The following is an 18,162-nucleotide window of genomic DNA, read 5'->3' on the forward strand; positions in this document are numbered from 1 at the left end:
CCACGCGTCCAGTCACCGCCCACGCTGCTGTCTCACCATTTGCAGCCGCTGTCTTTCTTGTCGGCCAACAGTAAGAGCGGCGCCAGCAGGCCGCCCGGCAAGCCATCCTTGCAATTACGCCGTTTCGCGGCGCCGATCATGCGTGCCGCCTTTGTCTCCGTTTCCAGCGGTTTCTCGGGGAACTGGCCGACGGCGGTGCCCTCCTTCGCCGGATCGCGCATGTTGGCCAGGGAGCGGGCGCTGCGCTTGGCGGCATCGAGGTCGAAATGCGGCGTCTCCGCTGGCGCTGGTGGGGTCTGCGGCTGCTCGACCACGAAGGGATCGGGTTCCGATGCGTTGCCGGTGTCGGGCGGGACGGCGATGACGGGACGTGGCGTACTTGGTTTTCTTGCAGGCGCCGGCCGCTCTGCCTTGGGTGCAGGTGCAGGTGGCGGCGGATCCGGTGTCTCGACGCGTGGCGGTGGTGGCGGCGGTTGTATGCGCACAGCGATCGAACGCGGCGGTTCGGGCAGGTCGGCAGGGCGGAAGCCGCCGCGCCAGGCCGTCAGCAGCGCGGTGTGCACCAGGATCGACAGCACCACACCGAACACCACGCGCCGCGTGCGGCGGCGGTCCTCTACGGACATCGCTTCGAATCCTGTCATTGCCGCATTCACCATGCCTGCTCCTGTTGCGCGAGAAACCCGGAAAGTTCAGTTATTTTCTCACGTCAACTTGACCGAAAGGCTGCCAGCGGATATTATTGATGTCTTCGGAGTGTAGCGCAGCCCGGTAGCGCACCTGGTTTGGGACCAGGGGGTCCAAGGTTCGAATCCTTGTACTCCGACCAGTATTAAGAGAGAAGCCGACAGCGAAAGTTGTCGGCTTTTTTCGTTTACGTGGCTGTTTTTGTACCCGTAGCGGCGGCTAGGTAGGGTGGTCGCCCCGTGCCCACGCGTGAACTTCGATCATCGTTNGTATTAAGAGAGAAGCCGACAGCGAAAGTTGTCGGCTTTTTTCGTTTACGTGGCTGTTTTTGTACCCGTAGCGGCGGCTAGGTAGGGTGGTCGCCCCGTGCCCACGCGTGAACTTCGATCATCGTTATCGTTGCGGCGCCTGTAAGCGCCAACACTTTACGCGTGGGCACAGGGCGCCCACCCTACGAATGCATCCGTCAGCTGTAACCGTTACGTTCGCTCAATTCACCCTGCCCGCTTCGCCAACAAGGCATTCCCGACACGGCTCGCGCCCTTGCGGCCCAGCTGCTGCGAAATGAACTGCCCCGCGTCCACTACCTGGTCAAGGTCGATCCCGGTCTCGATGCCCAGGCCATTGAGCATGTAGACCACATCCTCGGTCGCCACGTTCCCGGTCGCGCCCTTTGCATACGGGCAGCCGCCGAGTCCCGACACCGACGAGTGGAAAATCTGCACGCCCACTTCCAGGCTGGCGTAGATGTTGGCCAGTGCCTGGCCGTAGGTGTCGTGGAAGTGCCCGCTCAGCTGCTGCAGCGGGAATTCGCGCGCGGCCGCCAGCATCACGTCCTGGGTCTTGCGCGGCGTCGAGACGCCGATGGTGTCGGCGATGTCGATCTCGTCGCAGCCGAGGTCGCGCATGCGGCGCACCACGTCGGCTACGGCTTCGAGCGGCACCTCGCCCTGGTAAGGGCAGCCGAACGCCGTGCTGATGCTGCCGCGCAGGCGGATGCCGTTGGCCTTGGCGGCTTTCGCCACCGGCTCGAAGCGCGCGATCGATTCGGCGATCGAGCAGTTGATGTTCTTTTGCGAGAACGCTTCCGAGGCCGAGCCGAAGATCACGACTTCATCGGCCCTGGCGGCCAGCGCCGCTTCGAAGCCCTGCATGTTGGGCGTGAGCGCCGAGTAGATCGTGCCCGGCAGGCGCGCGATGCGCGCCATCACCTCGGTGCTGGTGGCCATTTGCGGCACCCACTTCGGCGACACGAAAGACGCCGCTTCCACATTCGCGAAACCGGCGCGCGACAAGCGGTCGACCAGCTCGATCTTGACGTCGGCGCTGATGGTTTCCTTTTCGTTCTGCAGGCCGTCGCGCGGACCGACTTCGACGATCTTGACCTTCTTCGGCAGGGTGGCTTGGCTGTTCATGGTGTCAGTATCCCAGGTTGCGGTCGACGATGTCGGCGACCGGTCTATCCGCCTCGAAAGCGGCGATTTTGTCGATGATCTGGCGCACCGCGTCCTCGCGCACGGTGAGCGCGGAGATGTGCGGCGTGATCGTGATGCGCGGCTCTTCCCAGAACGGGTGCGGGGCCGGCAGCGGTTCGTTGCGGAACACGTCGAGCGTGGCGCCGGCAATGTGGCCGGAGCGGATCAGGGTCAGCAAATCCGGCTCGGCCACCTGGGCGCCGCGCGCGACGTTGATCAAATAAGCGCCCTGCGGCAGCGTGGCCAGGCGCCGGCGGTCCAGCAGGTTATTCGTCTCCGCCGTGAGCGGCAGCAGCGACACCAGCACCCGCGTGCCGCCTAAAAAATTGTCGAGCGCTGCCATGCCGGCGTAGCAGTCCACGCCCGGCAAGTCCTTCGGCGTGCGGCTCCAGCCGCGCACCGGGAAGCCGAAGCTGCGCATGGTCTCCACCACGCGCAGGCCCAGCTTGCCGAGGCCCATCACGCCAATCGTGAAGTCTTTTTTCTCATGCACCGGCAGCGGCGCCCACAGCCCGTGGCGCGCCTGCTCCTCGTACTCGTCGAAGCGGCGGAAGTAGCGCAGCGTGGCGTAGGCCACGTACTCGGCCATCTGCACCGCCATGCCGGCGTCGCCCAGGCGCACCAGCGGCACCTGCGGCAGCGCCTCGCCGAATTTGAGCACCGCATCGGCGCCGGCGCCCATCAGGAAGATGGCCTTCACGCGCGACAGCTGGGCCAGCAGGGTTGGTGAAGGATTCCACAGCACCGCATAGTCGCAGGCCGGCAGGGTCTCGCCCTCGCGCCAGGCCAGGGTCTCGACGCCGGGCAGCAGGCGTGCGAAATCCTCTGCCCATGGGCCGGTCTGGCCATCACCGCGGTACAGCAGGATGCGTACTGCGGGCGCCATATTAAGCAGCCTCGAAAGCCAGCAGCGGCGCGCCGTCCGCCACCTGGTCGCCCACTGCGTACAGCACCTCTTCCACCAGGCCGTCGCTTGGCGCGGCGATGGTGTGCTCCATCTTCATCGCTTCCATGATGACCAGCGGCTCGCCCTTCTTCACCTCCTGGCCCGCCTCGACCATCACGGCCACCACCTTGCCTGGCATCGGCGCGGTCAGGCGTCCGCCCGCGGCCTCGGCTTCGCCTGCGTGCGCCATCGGGTCCTGGTAGGACAGCGTGTGGTGCTCGCCATTGGTGAACACGTGGAACAGTTCGCCGTCGCGGCGCACGTTCCCATGCATCGACTGTTCGCCCAGGCGGATCGAGTAGGCTGCGCCCTCGTGCGCCAGCAGCGTCAACGCCTGCTTGTTGCCCTCGATGTCGAGTTCCCAGCCTTGCGGGTGATACACCAGGCCGACGTTGTAGGCGCCGCCTTCCTGGCCGGCCGCATGCTCGTCGCTAAAGGCGAGGACGCGGCGGTAGTCGCCGTTCAAACGCCAGCCCTGGGCCTGGCCCCACGGGTCGGCCTGGACGCGCGATGCGCCGCGCGACCCGTTCTTTTCTGCTTCGGTCAGGGCCACCGCCGCCAGCGCCAGCGCACCGGCTGGCGCCGCCTTTGCGGCCGGGAACAGCGAATCCTGGTTCCGCTCGATCAGGCCCGTATCCAGGTCGGCCGTCGAAAAGGCCTGGCCTTCGACCAGACGCTTCAGGAAGGCGATGTTGGTCGCCAGCCCGACGATCTGGAATTCGGACAAAGCCTGCGACAGGCGCGCCAGCGCCTGCGTGCGGTCCACGCCCCAGACGATCAGCTTGGCGATCATCGGGTCGTAGAACGGCGAAATCGCATCGCCCTCGCGCACGCCGGAGTCGATACGCACCGCAGCCGGCTCCACGCCCGCCGTGCCGCCCAGCTCGAAGCTGACGGCGCCCGGCGTATCCATGTGGCGCAGCGTGCCGATCGACGGCAGGAAGCCCTTTTCCGGATTCTCGGCATAGATGCGCGCCTCGATGGCGTGGCCGTGGATCGCCAGTTCATGTTGCTGTTTCGGCAGTGGCTGGCCGGATGCCACCCGCAGCTGCCATTCCACCAGATCGGTTCCGGTGATCATTTCCGTCACCGGGTGCTCCACCTGCAGGCGGGTGTTCATCTCCATGAAGTAGAACGAGCCGTCCTGGTTGGCGATGAATTCGACGGTACCTGCGCCGACGTAATTCACCGCGCGCGCCGCGGCCACCGCTGCTTCGCCCATGGCAGCGCGGCGTTCGGGCGTCATGCCCGGCGCCGGCGCTTCTTCCAGCACCTTCTGGTGGCGGCGCTGCACCGAGCAGTCGCGCTCGTGCAGGTAGACGCAATTGCCCAGTTTGTCGGCAAACACCTGGATTTCGATGTGACGCGGACGCGTCAGGTATTTCTCGACCAGCACCTTGTCGTCGCCAAAGGAGCTGATCGCTTCGCGCTTGCAGGAGCCGAGGGCGGCAACGAAGTCTTCGCTGCGCTCGACCACGCGCATGCCCTTGCCGCCGCCGCCGGCGCTGGCTTTCAGCAGCACCGGGTAGCCGATGCGGTCGGCCTGCTCGTTGAGAAAATGCGGGTCCTGGTTGTCGCCATGGTAGCCCGGCACCAGTGGCACGTTCGCGCCTTCCATCAGCCCCTTCGCAGCGGATTTGGAACCCATGGCGCGCATCGAGGAACCCGGCGGGCCGATGAAGGCCAGGCCCGCCGCCTCCACGGCTTCGGCGAACTCCGCGTTCTCCGACAGGAAGCCGTAGCCCGGGTGGATCGCCTGGGCGCCGGTGGCCAGCGCGACCTCGATGATCTTTTGCCCGCGCAGGTAGCTTTCCTTGGCCGGCGCCGGGCCAATCAACACCGCCTCATCGCAGACCGCCACGTGTTTCGATCCGGCGTCCGCTTCGGAATACACGGCGACGGTACGGATGCCCATGCGGCGCGCGGTGGCGGCGACACGGCAGGCGATTTCGCCACGGTTGGCGATGAGGATCTTGGTGAACATGCGTTTGTCTCGCTTATATTATTCGTGTGTTGATCGGTTTGGAGCGCCGGGAAAAGCCCATGGCGCTCCTGGTAAGGCTTAGCAGCCGCAGGCTTCCTTCGGCGCCGATTCCAGCGTGGCCGAACGGGTCTTCAGGCCCAGCTTGCCCAGCAGCGCGCGGTCGTCCTCGGCTTCCGGGTTGCCGGTGGTGAGCAGCTTGTCGCCGTAGAAGATGGAGTTCGCACCGGCCATGAAGCACATCGCCTGCACCGCCTCGCCCAGCTGGCGCCGGCCTGCCGACAGGCGCACGCGCGCTTCCGGCATGATGATGCGGGCGACCGCGATGGTGCGCACGAACTCCAGCGGGTCGAGCGGCTCGAGGCCGTGCAGCGGCGTACCTTCGACCTGCACCAGGTGGTTGACCGGCACCGATTCCGGATACGGGTTCAAATTGGCCAGCTGGGCCAGCAGGCCGGCACGCTGTTCGCGCGTTTCGCCCATGCCGACGATGCCGCCACAGCACACCTTCAAACCGGCGTTGCGCACGCGGCCCAGCGTGTCCAGGCGGTCCTGGTATTCGCGGGTCGAGATGACGTTGTTGTAGAAGTCCGGCGCGGTGTCGATGTTGTGGTTGTAGAAATCGAGGCCCGCCTTTTTCAGCTGCTCGGCCTGGCCCTCTTCCAGCATGCCGAGGGTGGCGCAGGTTTCCATGCCCAGCGCTTTCACTTCGCGCACCATCTCTTCCACTTTGTCCATGTCTCGCTCTTTCGGGCTGCGCCAGGCGGCGCCCATGCAGAAGCGGGTGGCGCCGTTGGCTTTCGCCTGGCGCGCGGCGTCGAGCACGGTGTCGATGTCGAGGATCTTCTTGGCTTCGACACCGGTGTCGTAGCGCGCGGCCTGCGGGCAGTAGCCGCAGTCTTCTTCGCAGCCGCCGGTCTTGATCGACAGCAGGGTGGCCAGCTCGACGTCGCCGTCCGGGAAGTGGGTGCGGTGCGCCTGCTGGGCGCGGAACATCAGGTCGTTGAACGGCAGTTCGAACAGGGCCAGGACGTCGGCCAGCGGCCAGGTGGCATCGGGGCGCTCGGTGATGGCGGCGGTTGGGCGGTGCAGGGCGACGGTGTTGGTTGGTGCGTTCATGGTGTTTCCTTAATTTGAAGCAGAGCCTCGCGACGACGGCCAGCCCGGCAGTCCCGCGAGATCGATGAATTGGGCCGCGTTGGCGGCAGTGGCTTGTTCGAGGCGCGGCACGACGCCGAGCAGGGGCGCGGGAATGCGCGCCGCCAAGGCCTCGATATTTTCGTCGAAGAAGCGCATGTCGGGGTCTGCCGTGTTGGCCACCCAGCCGGCCAGCACCAGCCCGCGCGCGACGATGGCTTCCACGGTCAGCAGGGCGTGGCTGATGCAGCCCAGGCGCATGCCGACCACCAGGATCACCGGCAGGTTCAGTTGGGCCGCCAGGTCGGCGCTATCAAAAGTGTCATTGAAGGGCACGCGGAAACCGCCTACGCCTTCGACCACCACCGCGTCGGACGCGGCCAGGACTTCGGTGTAGGCGGCCAGGATCGGCACCGCTTCGATGGTCACGCCTTCCAGCGCGGCGGCGATGTGCGGCGCCGCCGGTTCGCGCAGCATGAAGGGCGTGGTGATGTTTTGCGGCAGGTGCACGTTGCCGGCGGCGATCAGCATGTCGGCGTCGTCGTTGTGCAGTTCGCCGTCACGCAGCTCGGCGCCGGCGGCGACTGGCTTCATGCCGCAGGCGCGCTGGCCGCTTTCGACCAGCTTGTGCAGGATCGCGGCGGAGACCAGGGTCTTGCCGATCTCGGTGTCGGTGCCGGTGACGAAGCAGCAGAAGCGCGATGGAATGCCTTCGGCGGCCAGGGCTTCCAGCGGCGCAGGTTTCAGCGCTTCCTCGGGTTCGGGCGGCGCCAGCACCGGTGCGATGGCGGTGTCGACCGCCGGGTCCTGGGGTTCGGTCAGGTTGCGGCTCACATGGCCTCCAGTTGGTTGATGGCCTGCGCCAGTTGCGCGACCTGTTCACGGGTATGCGCGGCCGACAGCGTAACGCGCAGGCGCGCCGTGTTTGCCGGCACGGTAGGTGGACGGATCGCCGGCACCCACAGGCCCTGCGCATGCAGGCTGGCCGCCACGCGCAAGGCTTCCTCATTCGCGCCGATGACGATCGGCTGGATCGCCGTGTGCGACACCGGGCGCTGCCAGCGGGTCAGCTGCAGTTCGCTGTCGAGCTGCTCAATCAGTGCGGCCAGCTGCGCACGCAGGCTTGCACCCTCCTCGCCTGCGATGATGTCCAGGCTGGTAAGCAGCGCATGGGCAATCGCCGGCGGCGAAGCCGTGGTGTAGATGTAGGGCCGGGCGCGCTGCACCAGCAGCTCGATCACGCTGGCATGCGCGGCGATGAAAGCACCCGACACACCGGCCGCCTTGCCCAGCGTGCCGACATAGACCAGGTTCGGCGAGCGCAGCGCGCAGTGTTCGAGTGCGCCGCGTCCTTGCGCGCCGAGCACGCCGAAGCCGTGGGCATCGTCGACCACCAGCCAGGCGCCGTGCTGCTCGCACAGGGCCAGCAAGGCCGGCAGCGGCGCCAGGTCGCCGTCCATGCTGAAGACGCTGTCGGTGACGACGATCTTGGTGCCGGCGCTGCTCGCTTCCAGTTGCCCGCGCAATGCGTCGACGTCTCCATGCGGATAGACACTGACGCCGGCACGCGCCAGGCGGGCGCCATCGATCAGCGAGGCGTGGTTCAGCGCTTCCGAGAAGATCATCGCGTCGGGTTCGGCGCCGAGCGCGGTGAGAACCGCCAGGTTCGCCATGTAGCCGGTGCTGAAATACAGGGCACGCGCATCGACCAGGTTCGGCGCCACGAAGGCGGCCAGGCGCTCCTCCAGCAGCGCATGCGCGCGGCTATGCCCGCTGATCAGGTGCGAAGCGCCGCTGCCGGCGCCGTACAAACGCGCGCCTTCCTGCAGCGCTTCCACCACGCGCGGGTGATTCGCCAGGCCCAGGTAATCGTTGCTGCAAAAGGCCAGCATGGCGCGGCCGTCGACCGTCTGCTCTGGCGCGCAGGCCGTATCGGCAATGCGGCGGCGGCGCGTCAGGCTTTGCGCGTCCAGCGCCGCCAGCTTGCCCTGCACCTTGTCGATCAGGTCCATGCTCACGACCCGATCACCGACTCGAACACGCTCTGCGTGCGGATCGCGAGGAGTTCGATCTCCTCATCGTTCAGCACATACGGCGGCATCATGTAGACGGTGCGGCCGATCGGGCGCAGCAGCAGTTCCTTTTCAAGGGCTTCGGTGAAGAAGCGGCGCGAGAAGGTCGATGCACGCGCGGCATCCGGCTCGATGGCGTCGAACGCGAAGATCATGCCGCGCTGGCGGAAGTGGCGCACGCGCTCGTGCTCGGCCAGCGGCGCCAGCGCCACGGTCAGCTTGGTCGCCAGCTCGCGGTTGCGGTTCAACACGTCGTCTTCCTGGAAGATCTGCAGCGTCGCCAGCGCCGCGCGGCAGGCCAGCGGATTGCCGGTGTAGGAGTGCGAGTGCAGGAAGCCGCGCGTGATGTCTTCGCTGTAGAAGGCCTGGTAGATTTCATCGGTCGACAGGACCAGCGACAGCGGCAAATAGCCGCCGCTGATGCCTTTCGACAGGCACAGGAAGTCCGGCCAGATCGCGGCTTGCTCGCAGGCGAAGAAGGTGCCGGTACGGCCGCAGCCGACCGCGATTTCGTCGGCGATCAGGTGCACGTGGTGGCGGTCGCACAGCTCGCGCAGCAGTTCCAGGTAGAGCGGGTCGTACATCGCCATGCCGGTGGCGCACTGCACCAGCGGTTCGACGATGATGGCGGCAATCTTCTCCCCACGTTCCTCGAACAGCTTTTCCACATCCTTCAGCGCACGCCGTGCCACGTCCTGCGACGATTCGCCTTCGACGGCATTGCGCGCATCCGGCGAGGCCACCACGTGCGAAGCGCGCAGCAGCGGGCCATAGGCATCCTTGAACAGCGGCACGTCGGTGACCGACAGTGCGCCCATGGTCTCGCCGTGGTAGCTGCCCTGCAGGCAGACGAATTCCTGTTTATTCGGATAGCCGGCGTTGCGCCAGGTATGGAAACTCATCTTCATCGCGATCTCGACCGCCGAGGCGCCGTCGGACGCATAAAAAGCGTGGCCCAGCGCGTGGCCGGTGAGGGCGGCCAGTTGTTCCGACAGTTCGATCACCGGCTCGTGGGTAAAGCCGGCCAGCATCGCGTGCTCGAGTTTATCCAGCTGGTCTTTCAGTGCCGCGTTGATGCGCGGGTTGGCGTGCCCGAACAAATTCACCCACCAGGAGCTGATGCCGTCCAGGTAGCGTTTGCCCTCGTGGTCATACAACCACGGACCCTTGCCGTGGCTGACCGCGATCAGCGGCACTTCCTCGTGGTGCTGCATTTGCGTGCAGGGGTGCCACACGCTGCGCAGGCTGCGTGCGATCCAGTCGGACGATGTTTGATGCTTCAAAATGAATCCAATACTTCTCTAGTTCAGCCATGACGGCTTGCGCTTCTCCAGGAAGGAAGAAACGCCCTCGCGTCCCTCGTCCGAAGCGCGGATGGCCGCGATGCGCTGGGCGGTGTCGAGCACCATCGCCTCGTCGGCCGGCTTGCCGACCACCTCGCGCACCAGCTTTTTCGCTTCCACCACCGCGTGCGGGCTGTTCGACACCAGCGACTTGACGATGCCGGCCACGGTGGTATCGAGCGCCTCCATCGTCACGACTTCGTGGGCAAAGCCCATGCGCGCGGCCGCGGCGGCGTCGAAACGCTCGGCGGTGATGAAGTAACGGCGCGCGGCCTGCTCGCCCATCGCCTTGATCACATACGGCGAAATCGTCGCCGGGATCAGGCCCAGCTTCACTTCGGACAGGCAGAAGTTTACTCCTTCGGCGGCCACCACGATGTCGCAGGCTGCAACCAGGCCCATGCCGCCGGCGTAGCAGTCGCCCTGCACCTTGGCGATCGTGGGCTTCGGGCACAGGTAAATCGTGCGCAGCATGTCGGCCAGGCGGGCGGCGTCAAGCTGGTTCTCGCTGTGCGAGTAGCCGGCCATCTTCTTCATCCAGTTCAAATCGGCGCCGGCGCAGAAGGCCGGGCCGTTCGCGGCCAGCACGATGGCGCGCACCAGTTCGTTGCGGCCGAGTTCATCGAAAGCGAGCGCCAGTTCGGCGATTGCCGCTTCGTTGAAGGCGTTGCGCAGCTCGGGGCGGTTCAGGGTGACGGTGGCGACTTTGTCGGCAATCGCGATGCTGAGGGTTTGGTAGTCCATTTTCATTCCTTACATGCGGAAGACGCCGAACTTCGTGTCTTCGATCGGCGCGTTCAGCGCGGCCGACAAACCCAAACCCAGCACCATGCGCGTATCGGCCGGATCGATCACGCCATCGTCCCACAGGCGCGCCGACGCATAGTAAGGGTGGCCTTGGTGTTCGTACTGGTCCTTGATCGGCTGCTTGAAAGCCGCTTCTTCGTCCTGCGACCACTGGCCGCCCTTGCCCTCGATGCCGTCGCGCTTGACGGTGGCCAGCACCGACGCTGCCTGGTCGCCGCCCATCACGGAAATGCGCGCGTTCGGCCACATCCACAGGAAGCGTGGCGAGAAGGCGCGGCCGCACATGCCGTAGTTACCGGCCCCAAAACTGCCGCCGATGATGACCGTGAACTTCGGCACCGAAGCGGTGGCGACAGCCGTCACCATCTTGGCGCCGTTGCGCGCGATGCCCTCGTTTTCGTACTTGCGGCCGACCATGAAGCCGGTGATGTTTTGCAGGAAGACCAGCGGAATCTTGCGCTGGCAGCACAGTTCGATGAAGTGGGTGCCCTTCAGCGCCGACTCCGAGAACAAGATGCCGTTGTTGGCGATGATGCCGACTTTTACCCCGTAGATGTGGGCGAAGCCGCAGACCAGGGTCGTGCCATAGCGCGCCTTGAATTCGTCGAACTCGCTGCCGTCGACTACGCGCGCGATCACTTCGCGCACGTCGAAGGGCTTGCGGGTGTCGACCGGGATCACGCCATACAGTTCTTGCGGCGCGTACTTCGGCTCCACCACCTCGCGCGTCGCGCCCTGCACCGGTTTCACCCGGTTCAGGTTCGAGACGATGGTGCGCGCCAGCGACAGCGCGTGCAGGTCGTTCTGCGCCAGGTGGTCGACCACGCCCGACAAACGGGTGTGGACATCGCCGCCGCCCAGGTCTTCCGCGCTCACCACTTCGCCGGTGGCCGCTTTCACCAGGGGAGGGCCACCGAGGAAGATGGTGCCCTGTTCCTTGACGATGATCGATTCGTCGCTCATCGCCGGCACATAGGCGCCGCCGGCGGTGCAGGAACCCATGACGACCGCGATCTGCGGGATGCCCTTGGCGGACAGATTTGCCTGGTTGTAGAAGATGCGGCCGAAGTGGTCGCGGTCGGGGAAGACGTCGTCCTGGTTCGGCAAATTGGCGCCGCCGGAGTCGACCAGGTAGATGCAGGGCAGCTGGTTCTGCTCGGCGATCTCCTGGGCGCGCAGGTGTTTCTTGACCGTCATCGGGTAGTAGGTCCCGCCCTTGACGGTGGCATCGTTACAGACGATCACGCATTCCTGGCCGGCCACGCGGCCGATGCCGGTGATGATGCCGGCGGCTGGCGCAGCACCCTCATACATCTCGTACGCGGCCAGCTGGGAAAACTCGAGGAAGGGCGTGCCCGGATCGAGCAGCATCTGCACGCGGTCGCGCGGCAGCAATTTGCCGCGTGCCACGTGCTTGGCGCGGGCTGCTTCGCCGCCGCCTTCGGCAATCGCCGCCACCTTGGCGCGCAGGTCATCGACGATGGTTTGCATGGCCGCGGCGTTGGCTTTGAAATCGTCGCTGCGCGGATTAAGTTTGCTCTCGATGTGGGGCATGCCGTCTCTCTAGTTTTATTCGGGAAAAGTGCCGTCCAGGTAGAACCAGCGCGGCGTGCCGCCGATGGCCGGGTCGGGCTCGCGCAGGAAGCGGCTGGTCTCATGCAGCCGGTGTGCGCGGCCACCCACCTTGAAGCGGGCGACGAATTCGACGGTGTCGCTATCGGCATCGCTACCTGGATGATCCGGCAATTCTGCTTTACGTTGACGTAAACGTAAAGCAGATTTTATCTCCAGGCCGAGCCAGCGCAGGTGCTCGTCTTTATCCAGGATGGCGTCCTGCGGACGGGTGCTCGGGTGCCAGGTGGCGCGCAGGTAATCCTCGTTGCGCTGGGTGTAGGCGGTGTAGCGCGAGCGCATCAGGGCTTCGGCGGTCGGCGGCAAGCTGTCGCCGGCAATGTAGGGGCCGCAACAGGCGGCCAGCGAAGGACCGCCGCAGGGGCAGGTTCCAGGCGATTTTTTCGAAGTAGGCATGCGCGGATTATCCGCGATTTCCATGGAGCGGCGCACTCGGCGTGGCTGCGGAGCCAATGACCGGACAAACAAATGTTTGCCATACAAACAAATGTTTATAGCCCAAACAAATGTTGGGTGCGGCAGCACATGCCTGGCCGGATATCCTGGCGGACTGCTGGCAGCTTCAGGGCAGGCGCACGCCTGCGGCGCAGGCCTGCATCAGCTTCCCCAGGCGCGCGGCCCGTGTTTCCGGCTTCTTCGCCGTGGTAATCCAGTGCAGCACCGTCTTGCGGTAGCCCGGCGGCAGCTTCTCGAAATAGGCCCAGGCCGTGGCGTCGCGCCGGAATGCCTGCAGTTCGGATTCGGCCAGCTCGGCCGCCTGCGCCTGCTCGTGCGAATAGATGCCGGACTTCGCTTCGGTACGCAGCGCAAAGGCGCGTTCGCCTTCGGGCCGCATGCGTCCGGCGGCGCGCAATGCGTCCATCTTGGCGATGTTCACCGCGCTCCAGATCGAGCCTGCCCTGCGCGGCGTGAAGCGGATCGAATAGGCCGTGTCGTCGATGCCCCGGCGCCGGCCGTCGATCCAGCCGAAGCACAGCGCCTCGTCCACCGACTCCGGCCAGCACATGCTGGGCTGCCCGCTGCCGACCTTGTGGAAGCCGACCAGCAGTTCGCTCGCCGAATCGGCGTGCGCTTCCAGCCAGATGCGAAAACCAAGAGCGTTGGAGAAAAATACAGGCTCAGACATGGCACTCCAGCGAGCGATGTGGGATACGCCCTGGCATCGGGCTCTACGACAATCTACAACAATCTACAACAATCTATCGAAGTATAAGACAATCACCTTATACTTAGTTATATATTTCTAGAGGTGAGTTCAATGGATCCTGTTCGAAATCCCTTCGCTCCCGGGGCAGGCAGTCAACCTCCTGAGTTGGCGGGACGGCAAACCATTATCGAAGACGCGCGTGTTGCTATCGAACGTGCCATGCTCTGCAAGCCCAGTCGCTCGCAAATGTTTCTTGGTCTGCGTGGCGTAGGCAAAACGGTGCTCTTGAATGCGGTCGACAGCATGGCGCGGGAGCGTGGCCATCTTACGTCCGTTATCGAGGCGCCGGAAAATAAATCCCTGGGTGAGCAGTTGTTACCGCGCATCCATCAGGTACTTCGTAAACTGTCCCTGGCCGATAACGCCAAAGCCAAGGCATATGATGCGATGCGGGCACTCAGGTCGTTCGCCTCGGTATTCAAATTCGAATACGGCGATGTCGCGATCGCCGTCGAGCCTGAAGTAGGGGTAGCCGACAGCGGTGACCTGGAAAACGATCTCCCTGAGCTGTTTGTGCGTATCGGTGAAGCAGCCAAGGCTGCCGGGAAAGCCTGGACACTTCTCATCGATGAAGTGCAATACCTCAGCCAAAAAGATTTGGCTGCGCTCATCGTTGCGTTGCACAAGATCAATCAAGCTGGTCTGCCTGTCCTCTTTTTCGGTGCCGGGCTGCCGCAGGTTGCAGCGCTGTCAGGAGAGGCCAAGTCCTATGCCGAGCGGCTGTTTCATTATCCCGATGTGGGGGCCTTGCCGGAAGCGGACGCCAAAGCGGCGATTCGTCAGCCCGTGAATGAAGAAGGTGCCGCTATCGATGACGATGCACTGACCGAGATTTATCAAAAGACCAGGGGCTACCCATATTTTTTGCAGGAGTGGGGGCACCAATCCTGGAATCTGGCCGCAGGAAATACCATCACGCTCGACAACGCAAAGCAAGCTGAAGCGATAACGCTCAAGCGCCTGGATGAGGGATTTTTCAAGGTGCGCTTCGACCGCTTGACGCCTAAGGAACGAGAGTATGTCCTTGCGATGGCGAGATTAGGAAATGGCCCTTATCGTTCTTCCGATATCGCCGATGCACTTGGCGAAACGGCACAAAGTCTCGGACCGCGGCGTGCACAGATCATCAGCAAAGGCATGATTTACAGTCCTTCTCATGGCGACATTGCATTCACTGTGCCAATGTTTAACGATTACCTGATCCGCAATCTGGCCACGCTTGGTTGACCTCGGGGAGCTTCCTGTTACGTTTGCAGCGCCAGCATCTCCAGCGCAAACGGCGGCGCCTTCCCCTGCATCAGGCTGCTTAACAATTGGGCAGTGCCGGCCGCAAAGGTAAACCCGAGCGGCCCGTGCCCAACGTTCAGCCACAAATTCGACAGCGGCGTGGCGCCGACAATCGGTGCGCTGTTCGGCGTGGCCGGGCGCAAGCCAGCCCAGGCGGTCACCTGGCTGTAGTCGGCCGCGTGCGGCATGGTTTCCTGCACCTGGCGCGTCAGGCTGCCCACGCGCTTCGGGTCCAGCGTCAGGTCTTCGCCCACCATGTCGACCATCGCCGCCACGCGCAGCTTGTTGCCGATGCGCGCGTACAGCACCTTGCGCTCGAAGTCGGTCACGCTGATCTGGGGGCCGGTGTCGGTGGAGCGGATCGGCGCGGTCAGGCTGTAGCCCTTGAGCGGGTACAGCGGCAGCTTGATGCCGGCATGCTCGGCCAGCGCGCGGCTCTGGATGCCGGCCGCCAGCACATAGGCATCGGCGCCGAGCGGGCCGATGCTGGTGTCCAGGCCGGTCACGCGTCCGCCGGCCACCGCCAGGCCCCGCACCTCGGCGTGGACGAAGCCGCCGAAGCGTGGATGCGCGCGCACGCGTTCGGCCAGGGCCACGCAAAAGGCGTAGCAGTCGGCCACCGCTTCGCCGGCGTTATAGATGCCGCCGGCCAGCAGGCTGCGCGCCGCCGCCAGCGCCGGTTCGCGCGCGGCGCATTCGGCGCCGGTCCAGATGTCGCCGGCGGTGGCCTTGCCGGCGGCCTGCTCGAAGATCTTCGAGGAGCGGTAGACCACCAGCTTGCCGGCGTCGCGCCAGTCGAATTCGTCGGGAGAAATGATGGCGCCGAGCTGCTGCATGCCGGCGCGCGACAATTCGCCCAGTTCCAGCAGCTTGGCGGTGGTGCGCCGGTTCGCGGCGGCCGTGCACTGGCCGAGGAAGCTGGCCAGCCAGGTCCACTGGCGCAGGTCGAGTTCGGGCCTGAAGCGCAGCGGGCCGTGTTCCTGGAACAGCCACTGGACGGCTTTCAGCGGCACGCCGGCGTCGGCCAGCGGCGAGACGTAGCGGTAGCTCAGCTGGCCGCCATTGCCATGGCTGGCGCCGCTCGCCACGTCGGACGCGCGCTCGACCAGGGTCACCTTGTAGCCGGCCTCGAGCAGCCACCAGGCCGAGGTCAGGCCGACGACACCGCCGCCGATGACAATTACTTGTTGCATCCCGACCCACTTTTATTTGCTGACATAAGGGAAGAGCTTAGGCGCTCGGCCCGGTTGCAAGCCAATGAAAGTGACAAGCCACGCCATAACCGGCAGTCATGTATTCCATGCAAGGCGCATGCGGATCCCTGTCTCAGGTGGCGATGACGTGCCGAAACATGCTCGTAAGAATGCTTTCCTCGAAGCTGGCCAGGGCCGAGTAGCGTCCTTTGCGCGCACCCGGGTCGCTTGACGTGCCGCCCACCAGCACCACCAGGCCATTGCGGCGCTTGCGGTCGAACGCGAATACCGAGCGCAAGCCGTAGGCGTCGCCCAGGTGGCCGACGGCATCAAAACTGCCGTCCACCAGGCGCATGCCCGGCTGGTCGGGGAACTGGGCATTGCCCAGGCCCCAGGCATTGAAGAAGCCGTTCAGGGTGTCGCCGTTGCTGCCGTTCGCGGTCCATTGGCGCGCGAACATGCGCTCCAGGGTCGCGGCCCCCAAGATGCGTTTGCCTCCATGGACGCCGCCGTCCATCAGCATGCGCATGACCACGCCCAGGCCGCGCGCCGAGATGCGCAGGCCGCCGGTCGGGCTGAAGGGTGTGGCGTTCTCGCCAATGACGTAACGGTCGAGGCCGGGCGGCGGCGCCGGTGGACGCACATCGTCGGCCTGGGCGATCCAGGGCCCGTCCGCATTCCAGACTTCGGTATCGACCGTGCGCTTGCGGTAGAGGGTGGCAAGGTTCGCCAGCGCCGCCGGCGGCAGCTCGGCCGGGTTATAGCCGGCGTCCAGGCCCAGCGGATCGAGCAGCAGGTGCCGCATCAGGCGATCGAAGCGTTCGCCCGTGGCGCGCTCCATCAGCGTGCCGATCAGGCCCCAGCCGAGGTTGCAGTAGGTGAACCAGTCGCCGGGACCGGCTTCCCTGGCGTACGTGGCGGGCCTCCCCGGTACCAGGAAACTGCGCAGCGAGGTGCCGGCCGGGAAGGAGTAGCCGGCCTCGTCGCGCAGCGAGGAGGTGTGGGTCAGCAGGTGGCGCAGGGTGATGGCGCGCTCGGGGAAATGCGGATTGCGCAGCGTGAAACCGAGGTAGCCGGAAACGTCGGCGTCGAGGTCGAATTTTCCTTCTTCCACCAGGCGCATCAGGCCGAGCGTGGTCATCAGCTTCGAGACCGAGGCGATGCGGTACAGGGTGCCTGGGGTGGCGGGCAGATCGGGCTCACCGTTACCGATCCGGCGCCGGCCAAAGGCGCCTTCATATGCCACTTTGCCGTCGCGGATCGCCAGCACCGACAGGCTGGCCAGCGCGCAGGCCGGGTCCGCGGTAATCGCCGCCAGTGCGCGGTCCAATCCCGCATGCGAGGGGCTGCCGCCCGGCGCGGCCGCCCACACGGGTTCGAGCGCGCTCAACAAGGCCCATCCCAATACCGTTCGCCTGCCCTGGTGCATGCCTGTCCTTTCCGAGTCGTGGCCCGAGCATAGGCAGCGATTGCCCGGCTCGCCAATGAAATGCCGTGACTGCATCATAAGTTTTCGCTATGGCGCTGGCGCACACCGCGACAAATTTCGCCGCTGCGGGCGCGGCGCTGGCTTACACTTGGGCACATGAACCAGCCTTTTACAGACTTCAGGATCGACCTGAACGACAATTCTCCCCTGTACATGCAGCTGGCGCGCAAGCTGATGCAGGATGTGCGCGAGGGGCGCTACCAGGCCGACCAGGCCCTGCCTTCCGAGCGCACCCTGTCGGAAACGCTCGACGTCTCGCGCGTGACCGCGCGCAAGGCCATCGACCAGCTGGTCGAGCAGGGCCTGGTGGTGCGCCGCCGCGGCTCGGGCAACTACATTGCGCCGCGTATCGAGCAGCCGCTGTCGAACCTGTCCAGTTTTTCCGAGCAATTGCAGCAGCGTGGCTACACACCGAACTCGCACTGGCTCAAGCGCGAGGTAGTGGCCGCCGATGGCGACGAGCAGCTGGCCCTCGGCCTGTCGCCAGGCGCCCGCGTCGCGCGCCTGGAGCGCCTGCGCCTGGCCGACGAGGTAGTGATGGCCTACGAGACCAGCGTGATCCCGGCCTCGGTACTGCCGCAGCCGCAGGAGGTGTCGCATTCGCTGTATGCCCACCTCGAGCGCGGCGGCCAGGTGCCGGTGCGCGCCTTGCAGCACATCCGCGCCATGAATGCGCCGAAGGAGCTGGCCGAGCGCCTGGGCGTGCCGGAAGGCCAGGCGGTGCTGTTCATCACCCGCGTCGGCTACCTGGAATCGGGCGTCGCCGTCGAGCTGACCCATTCGTATTGCCGCAGCGATTACTACGATTTCGTGGCCGAATTGCGGCGCGCGCTCAGCTAGGGCCGCATAACTTTTCGGAATAATGACGGCCTTTCCTTTCATGGGAAGCCGCCTGTAATTGGTATT

Annotated in this window: 16 protein-coding genes and 1 tRNA gene; 3 read left to right on the plus strand and 14 right to left on the minus strand. The window is 65.2% G+C overall.

What is annotated here, in order from left to right; all coding sequences use genetic code 11:
- Nucleotides 1-32: 32 nt before the first annotated feature.
- A complete protein-coding gene (locus QWL29_RS16070; RefSeq protein WP_305823885.1) occupies nucleotides 33-626 on the minus strand; it encodes a hypothetical protein in 594 nt (197 codons plus the stop codon).
- Nucleotides 627-752: 126 nt separating this feature from the next.
- On the opposite strand from QWL29_RS16070, the gene QWL29_RS16075 reads away from it, so the two are divergent.
- Nucleotides 753-829: transfer RNA gene (locus tag QWL29_RS16075), tRNA-Pro, on the plus strand.
- 352 nt (nucleotides 830-1,181) lie between these two features.
- On the opposite strand, the gene QWL29_RS16080 is transcribed toward QWL29_RS16075, so the two are convergent.
- The 11 genes from QWL29_RS16080 to QWL29_RS16140 form a co-directional block, all read right to left on the minus strand.
- The gene (locus tag QWL29_RS16080) at nucleotides 1,182-2,102 is read right to left on the minus strand and encodes a hydroxymethylglutaryl-CoA lyase (protein ID WP_305823886.1); all 921 of its coding nucleotides are present in this window, start codon (nucleotides 2,100-2,102) and stop codon (nucleotides 1,182-1,184) included.
- 4 nt (nucleotides 2,103-2,106) lie between these two features.
- Complete coding sequence (locus QWL29_RS16085) at nucleotides 2,107-3,048, minus strand: 2-hydroxyacid dehydrogenase (protein WP_305823887.1); 942 nt, start codon at nucleotides 3,046-3,048, stop codon at nucleotides 2,107-2,109.
- 1 nt (nucleotide 3,049) lies between these two features.
- A complete protein-coding gene (locus QWL29_RS26780; RefSeq protein ID WP_370663705.1) occupies nucleotides 3,050-5,092 on the minus strand; it encodes an acetyl-CoA carboxylase biotin carboxylase subunit in 2,043 nt (680 codons plus the stop codon).
- A 78-nt stretch (nucleotides 5,093-5,170) separates the two neighbouring features.
- The gene (bioB, locus tag QWL29_RS16105; protein ID WP_305823888.1) at nucleotides 5,171-6,208 is read right to left on the minus strand and encodes a biotin synthase BioB; all 1,038 of its coding nucleotides are present in this window, start codon (nucleotides 6,206-6,208) and stop codon (nucleotides 5,171-5,173) included.
- 9 nt (nucleotides 6,209-6,217) lie between these two features.
- Entirely contained in the window at nucleotides 6,218-7,012 is a 795-nt protein-coding gene (gene bioD / locus QWL29_RS16110) for a dethiobiotin synthase (protein WP_305823941.1), read from the minus strand.
- Nucleotides 7,013-7,056: 44 nt separating this feature from the next.
- Nucleotides 7,057-8,238, minus strand: a complete 1,182-nt coding sequence (gene bioF, locus QWL29_RS16115; RefSeq protein WP_305823942.1) for an 8-amino-7-oxononanoate synthase — start codon at nucleotides 8,236-8,238, stop codon at nucleotides 7,057-7,059.
- Nucleotides 8,239-8,240: 2 nt separating this feature from the next.
- Nucleotides 8,241-9,581, minus strand: a complete 1,341-nt coding sequence (gene bioA / locus QWL29_RS16120) for an adenosylmethionine--8-amino-7-oxononanoate transaminase (protein ID WP_305823889.1) — start codon at nucleotides 9,579-9,581, stop codon at nucleotides 8,241-8,243.
- An 18-nt stretch (nucleotides 9,582-9,599) separates the two neighbouring features.
- A complete protein-coding gene (locus tag QWL29_RS16125) occupies nucleotides 9,600-10,385 on the minus strand; it encodes an enoyl-CoA hydratase/isomerase family protein (RefSeq protein ID WP_305823890.1) in 786 nt (261 codons plus the stop codon).
- A 9-nt stretch (nucleotides 10,386-10,394) separates the two neighbouring features.
- Nucleotides 10,395-12,002, minus strand: coding sequence for a carboxyl transferase domain-containing protein (locus QWL29_RS16130; protein ID WP_305823891.1), 1,608 nt, complete (start codon nucleotides 12,000-12,002; stop codon nucleotides 10,395-10,397).
- A gap of 15 nt (nucleotides 12,003-12,017) precedes the next feature.
- Complete coding sequence (locus QWL29_RS16135; protein ID WP_305823892.1) at nucleotides 12,018-12,476, minus strand: YchJ family protein; 459 nt, start codon at nucleotides 12,474-12,476, stop codon at nucleotides 12,018-12,020.
- A gap of 166 nt (nucleotides 12,477-12,642) precedes the next feature.
- Entirely contained in the window at nucleotides 12,643-13,206 is a 564-nt protein-coding gene (locus QWL29_RS16140) for a YdeI/OmpD-associated family protein (protein WP_305823893.1), read from the minus strand.
- Nucleotides 13,207-13,338: 132 nt separating this feature from the next.
- Here QWL29_RS16140 and QWL29_RS16145 point away from each other — a divergent pair, with 132 nt between their 5' ends.
- The gene (locus QWL29_RS16145; RefSeq protein ID WP_305823894.1) at nucleotides 13,339-14,514 is read left to right on the plus strand and encodes an ATP-binding protein; all 1,176 of its coding nucleotides are present in this window, start codon (nucleotides 13,339-13,341) and stop codon (nucleotides 14,512-14,514) included.
- Between the two features lie 17 nt (nucleotides 14,515-14,531).
- Here QWL29_RS16145 and QWL29_RS16150 read toward each other — a convergent pair whose 3' ends face one another.
- On the minus strand, nucleotides 14,532-15,767 hold the full coding sequence (locus QWL29_RS16150; protein ID WP_305823895.1) for a D-amino acid dehydrogenase: 1,236 nt from the start codon (nucleotides 15,765-15,767) through the stop codon (nucleotides 14,532-14,534).
- A gap of 133 nt (nucleotides 15,768-15,900) precedes the next feature.
- Nucleotides 15,901-17,196, minus strand: a complete 1,296-nt coding sequence (locus QWL29_RS16155; protein WP_305823896.1) for a serine hydrolase domain-containing protein — start codon at nucleotides 17,194-17,196, stop codon at nucleotides 15,901-15,903.
- Between the two features lie 156 nt (nucleotides 17,197-17,352).
- On the opposite strand from QWL29_RS16155, the gene QWL29_RS16160 reads away from it, so the two are divergent.
- Nucleotides 17,353-18,096, plus strand: coding sequence for a GntR family transcriptional regulator (locus tag QWL29_RS16160; protein WP_305823897.1), 744 nt, complete (start codon nucleotides 17,353-17,355; stop codon nucleotides 18,094-18,096).
- Nucleotides 18,097-18,162 lie beyond the last annotated feature (66 nt).

This window comes from Massilia brevitalea, assembly GCF_030711405.1.
GTDB lineage: Bacteria > Pseudomonadota > Gammaproteobacteria > Burkholderiales > Burkholderiaceae_D > Telluria > Telluria brevitalea.

Coding starts and splice junctions, on each gene's coding strand:
- QWL29_RS16070 (WP_305823885.1), bottom strand. CDS start 626: ATGTCCGTAGAGGACCGCCGCCGCACGCGGCGCGTGGTGTTCGGTGTG.
- QWL29_RS16080 (WP_305823886.1), bottom strand. CDS start 2,102: ATGAACAGCCAAGCCACCCTGCCGAAGAAGGTCAAGATCGTCGAAGTC.
- QWL29_RS16085 (WP_305823887.1), bottom strand. CDS start 3,048: ATGGCGCCCGCAGTACGCATCCTGCTGTACCGCGGTGATGGCCAGACC.
- QWL29_RS26780 (WP_370663705.1), bottom strand. CDS start 5,092: ATGTTCACCAAGATCCTCATCGCCAACCGTGGCGAAATCGCCTGCCGT.
- bioB (WP_305823888.1), bottom strand. CDS start 6,208: ATGAACGCACCAACCAACACCGTCGCCCTGCACCGCCCAACCGCCGCC.
- bioF (WP_305823942.1), bottom strand. CDS start 8,238: ATGGACCTGATCGACAAGGTGCAGGGCAAGCTGGCGGCGCTGGACGCG.
- QWL29_RS16125 (WP_305823890.1), bottom strand. CDS start 10,385: ATGGACTACCAAACCCTCAGCATCGCGATTGCCGACAAAGTCGCCACC.
- QWL29_RS16130 (WP_305823891.1), bottom strand. CDS start 12,002: ATGCCCCACATCGAGAGCAAACTTAATCCGCGCAGCGACGATTTCAAA.
- QWL29_RS16135 (WP_305823892.1), bottom strand. CDS start 12,476: ATGCCTACTTCGAAAAAATCGCCTGGAACCTGCCCCTGCGGCGGTCCT.
- QWL29_RS16140 (WP_305823893.1), bottom strand. CDS start 13,206: ATGTCTGAGCCTGTATTTTTCTCCAACGCTCTTGGTTTTCGCATCTGG.
- QWL29_RS16145 (WP_305823894.1), top strand. CDS start 13,339: ATGGATCCTGTTCGAAATCCCTTCGCTCCCGGGGCAGGCAGTCAACCT.
- QWL29_RS16150 (WP_305823895.1), bottom strand. CDS start 15,767: ATGCAACAAGTAATTGTCATCGGCGGCGGTGTCGTCGGCCTGACCTCG.
- QWL29_RS16155 (WP_305823896.1), bottom strand. CDS start 17,196: ATGCACCAGGGCAGGCGAACGGTATTGGGATGGGCCTTGTTGAGCGCG.
- QWL29_RS16160 (WP_305823897.1), top strand. CDS start 17,353: ATGAACCAGCCTTTTACAGACTTCAGGATCGACCTGAACGACAATTCT.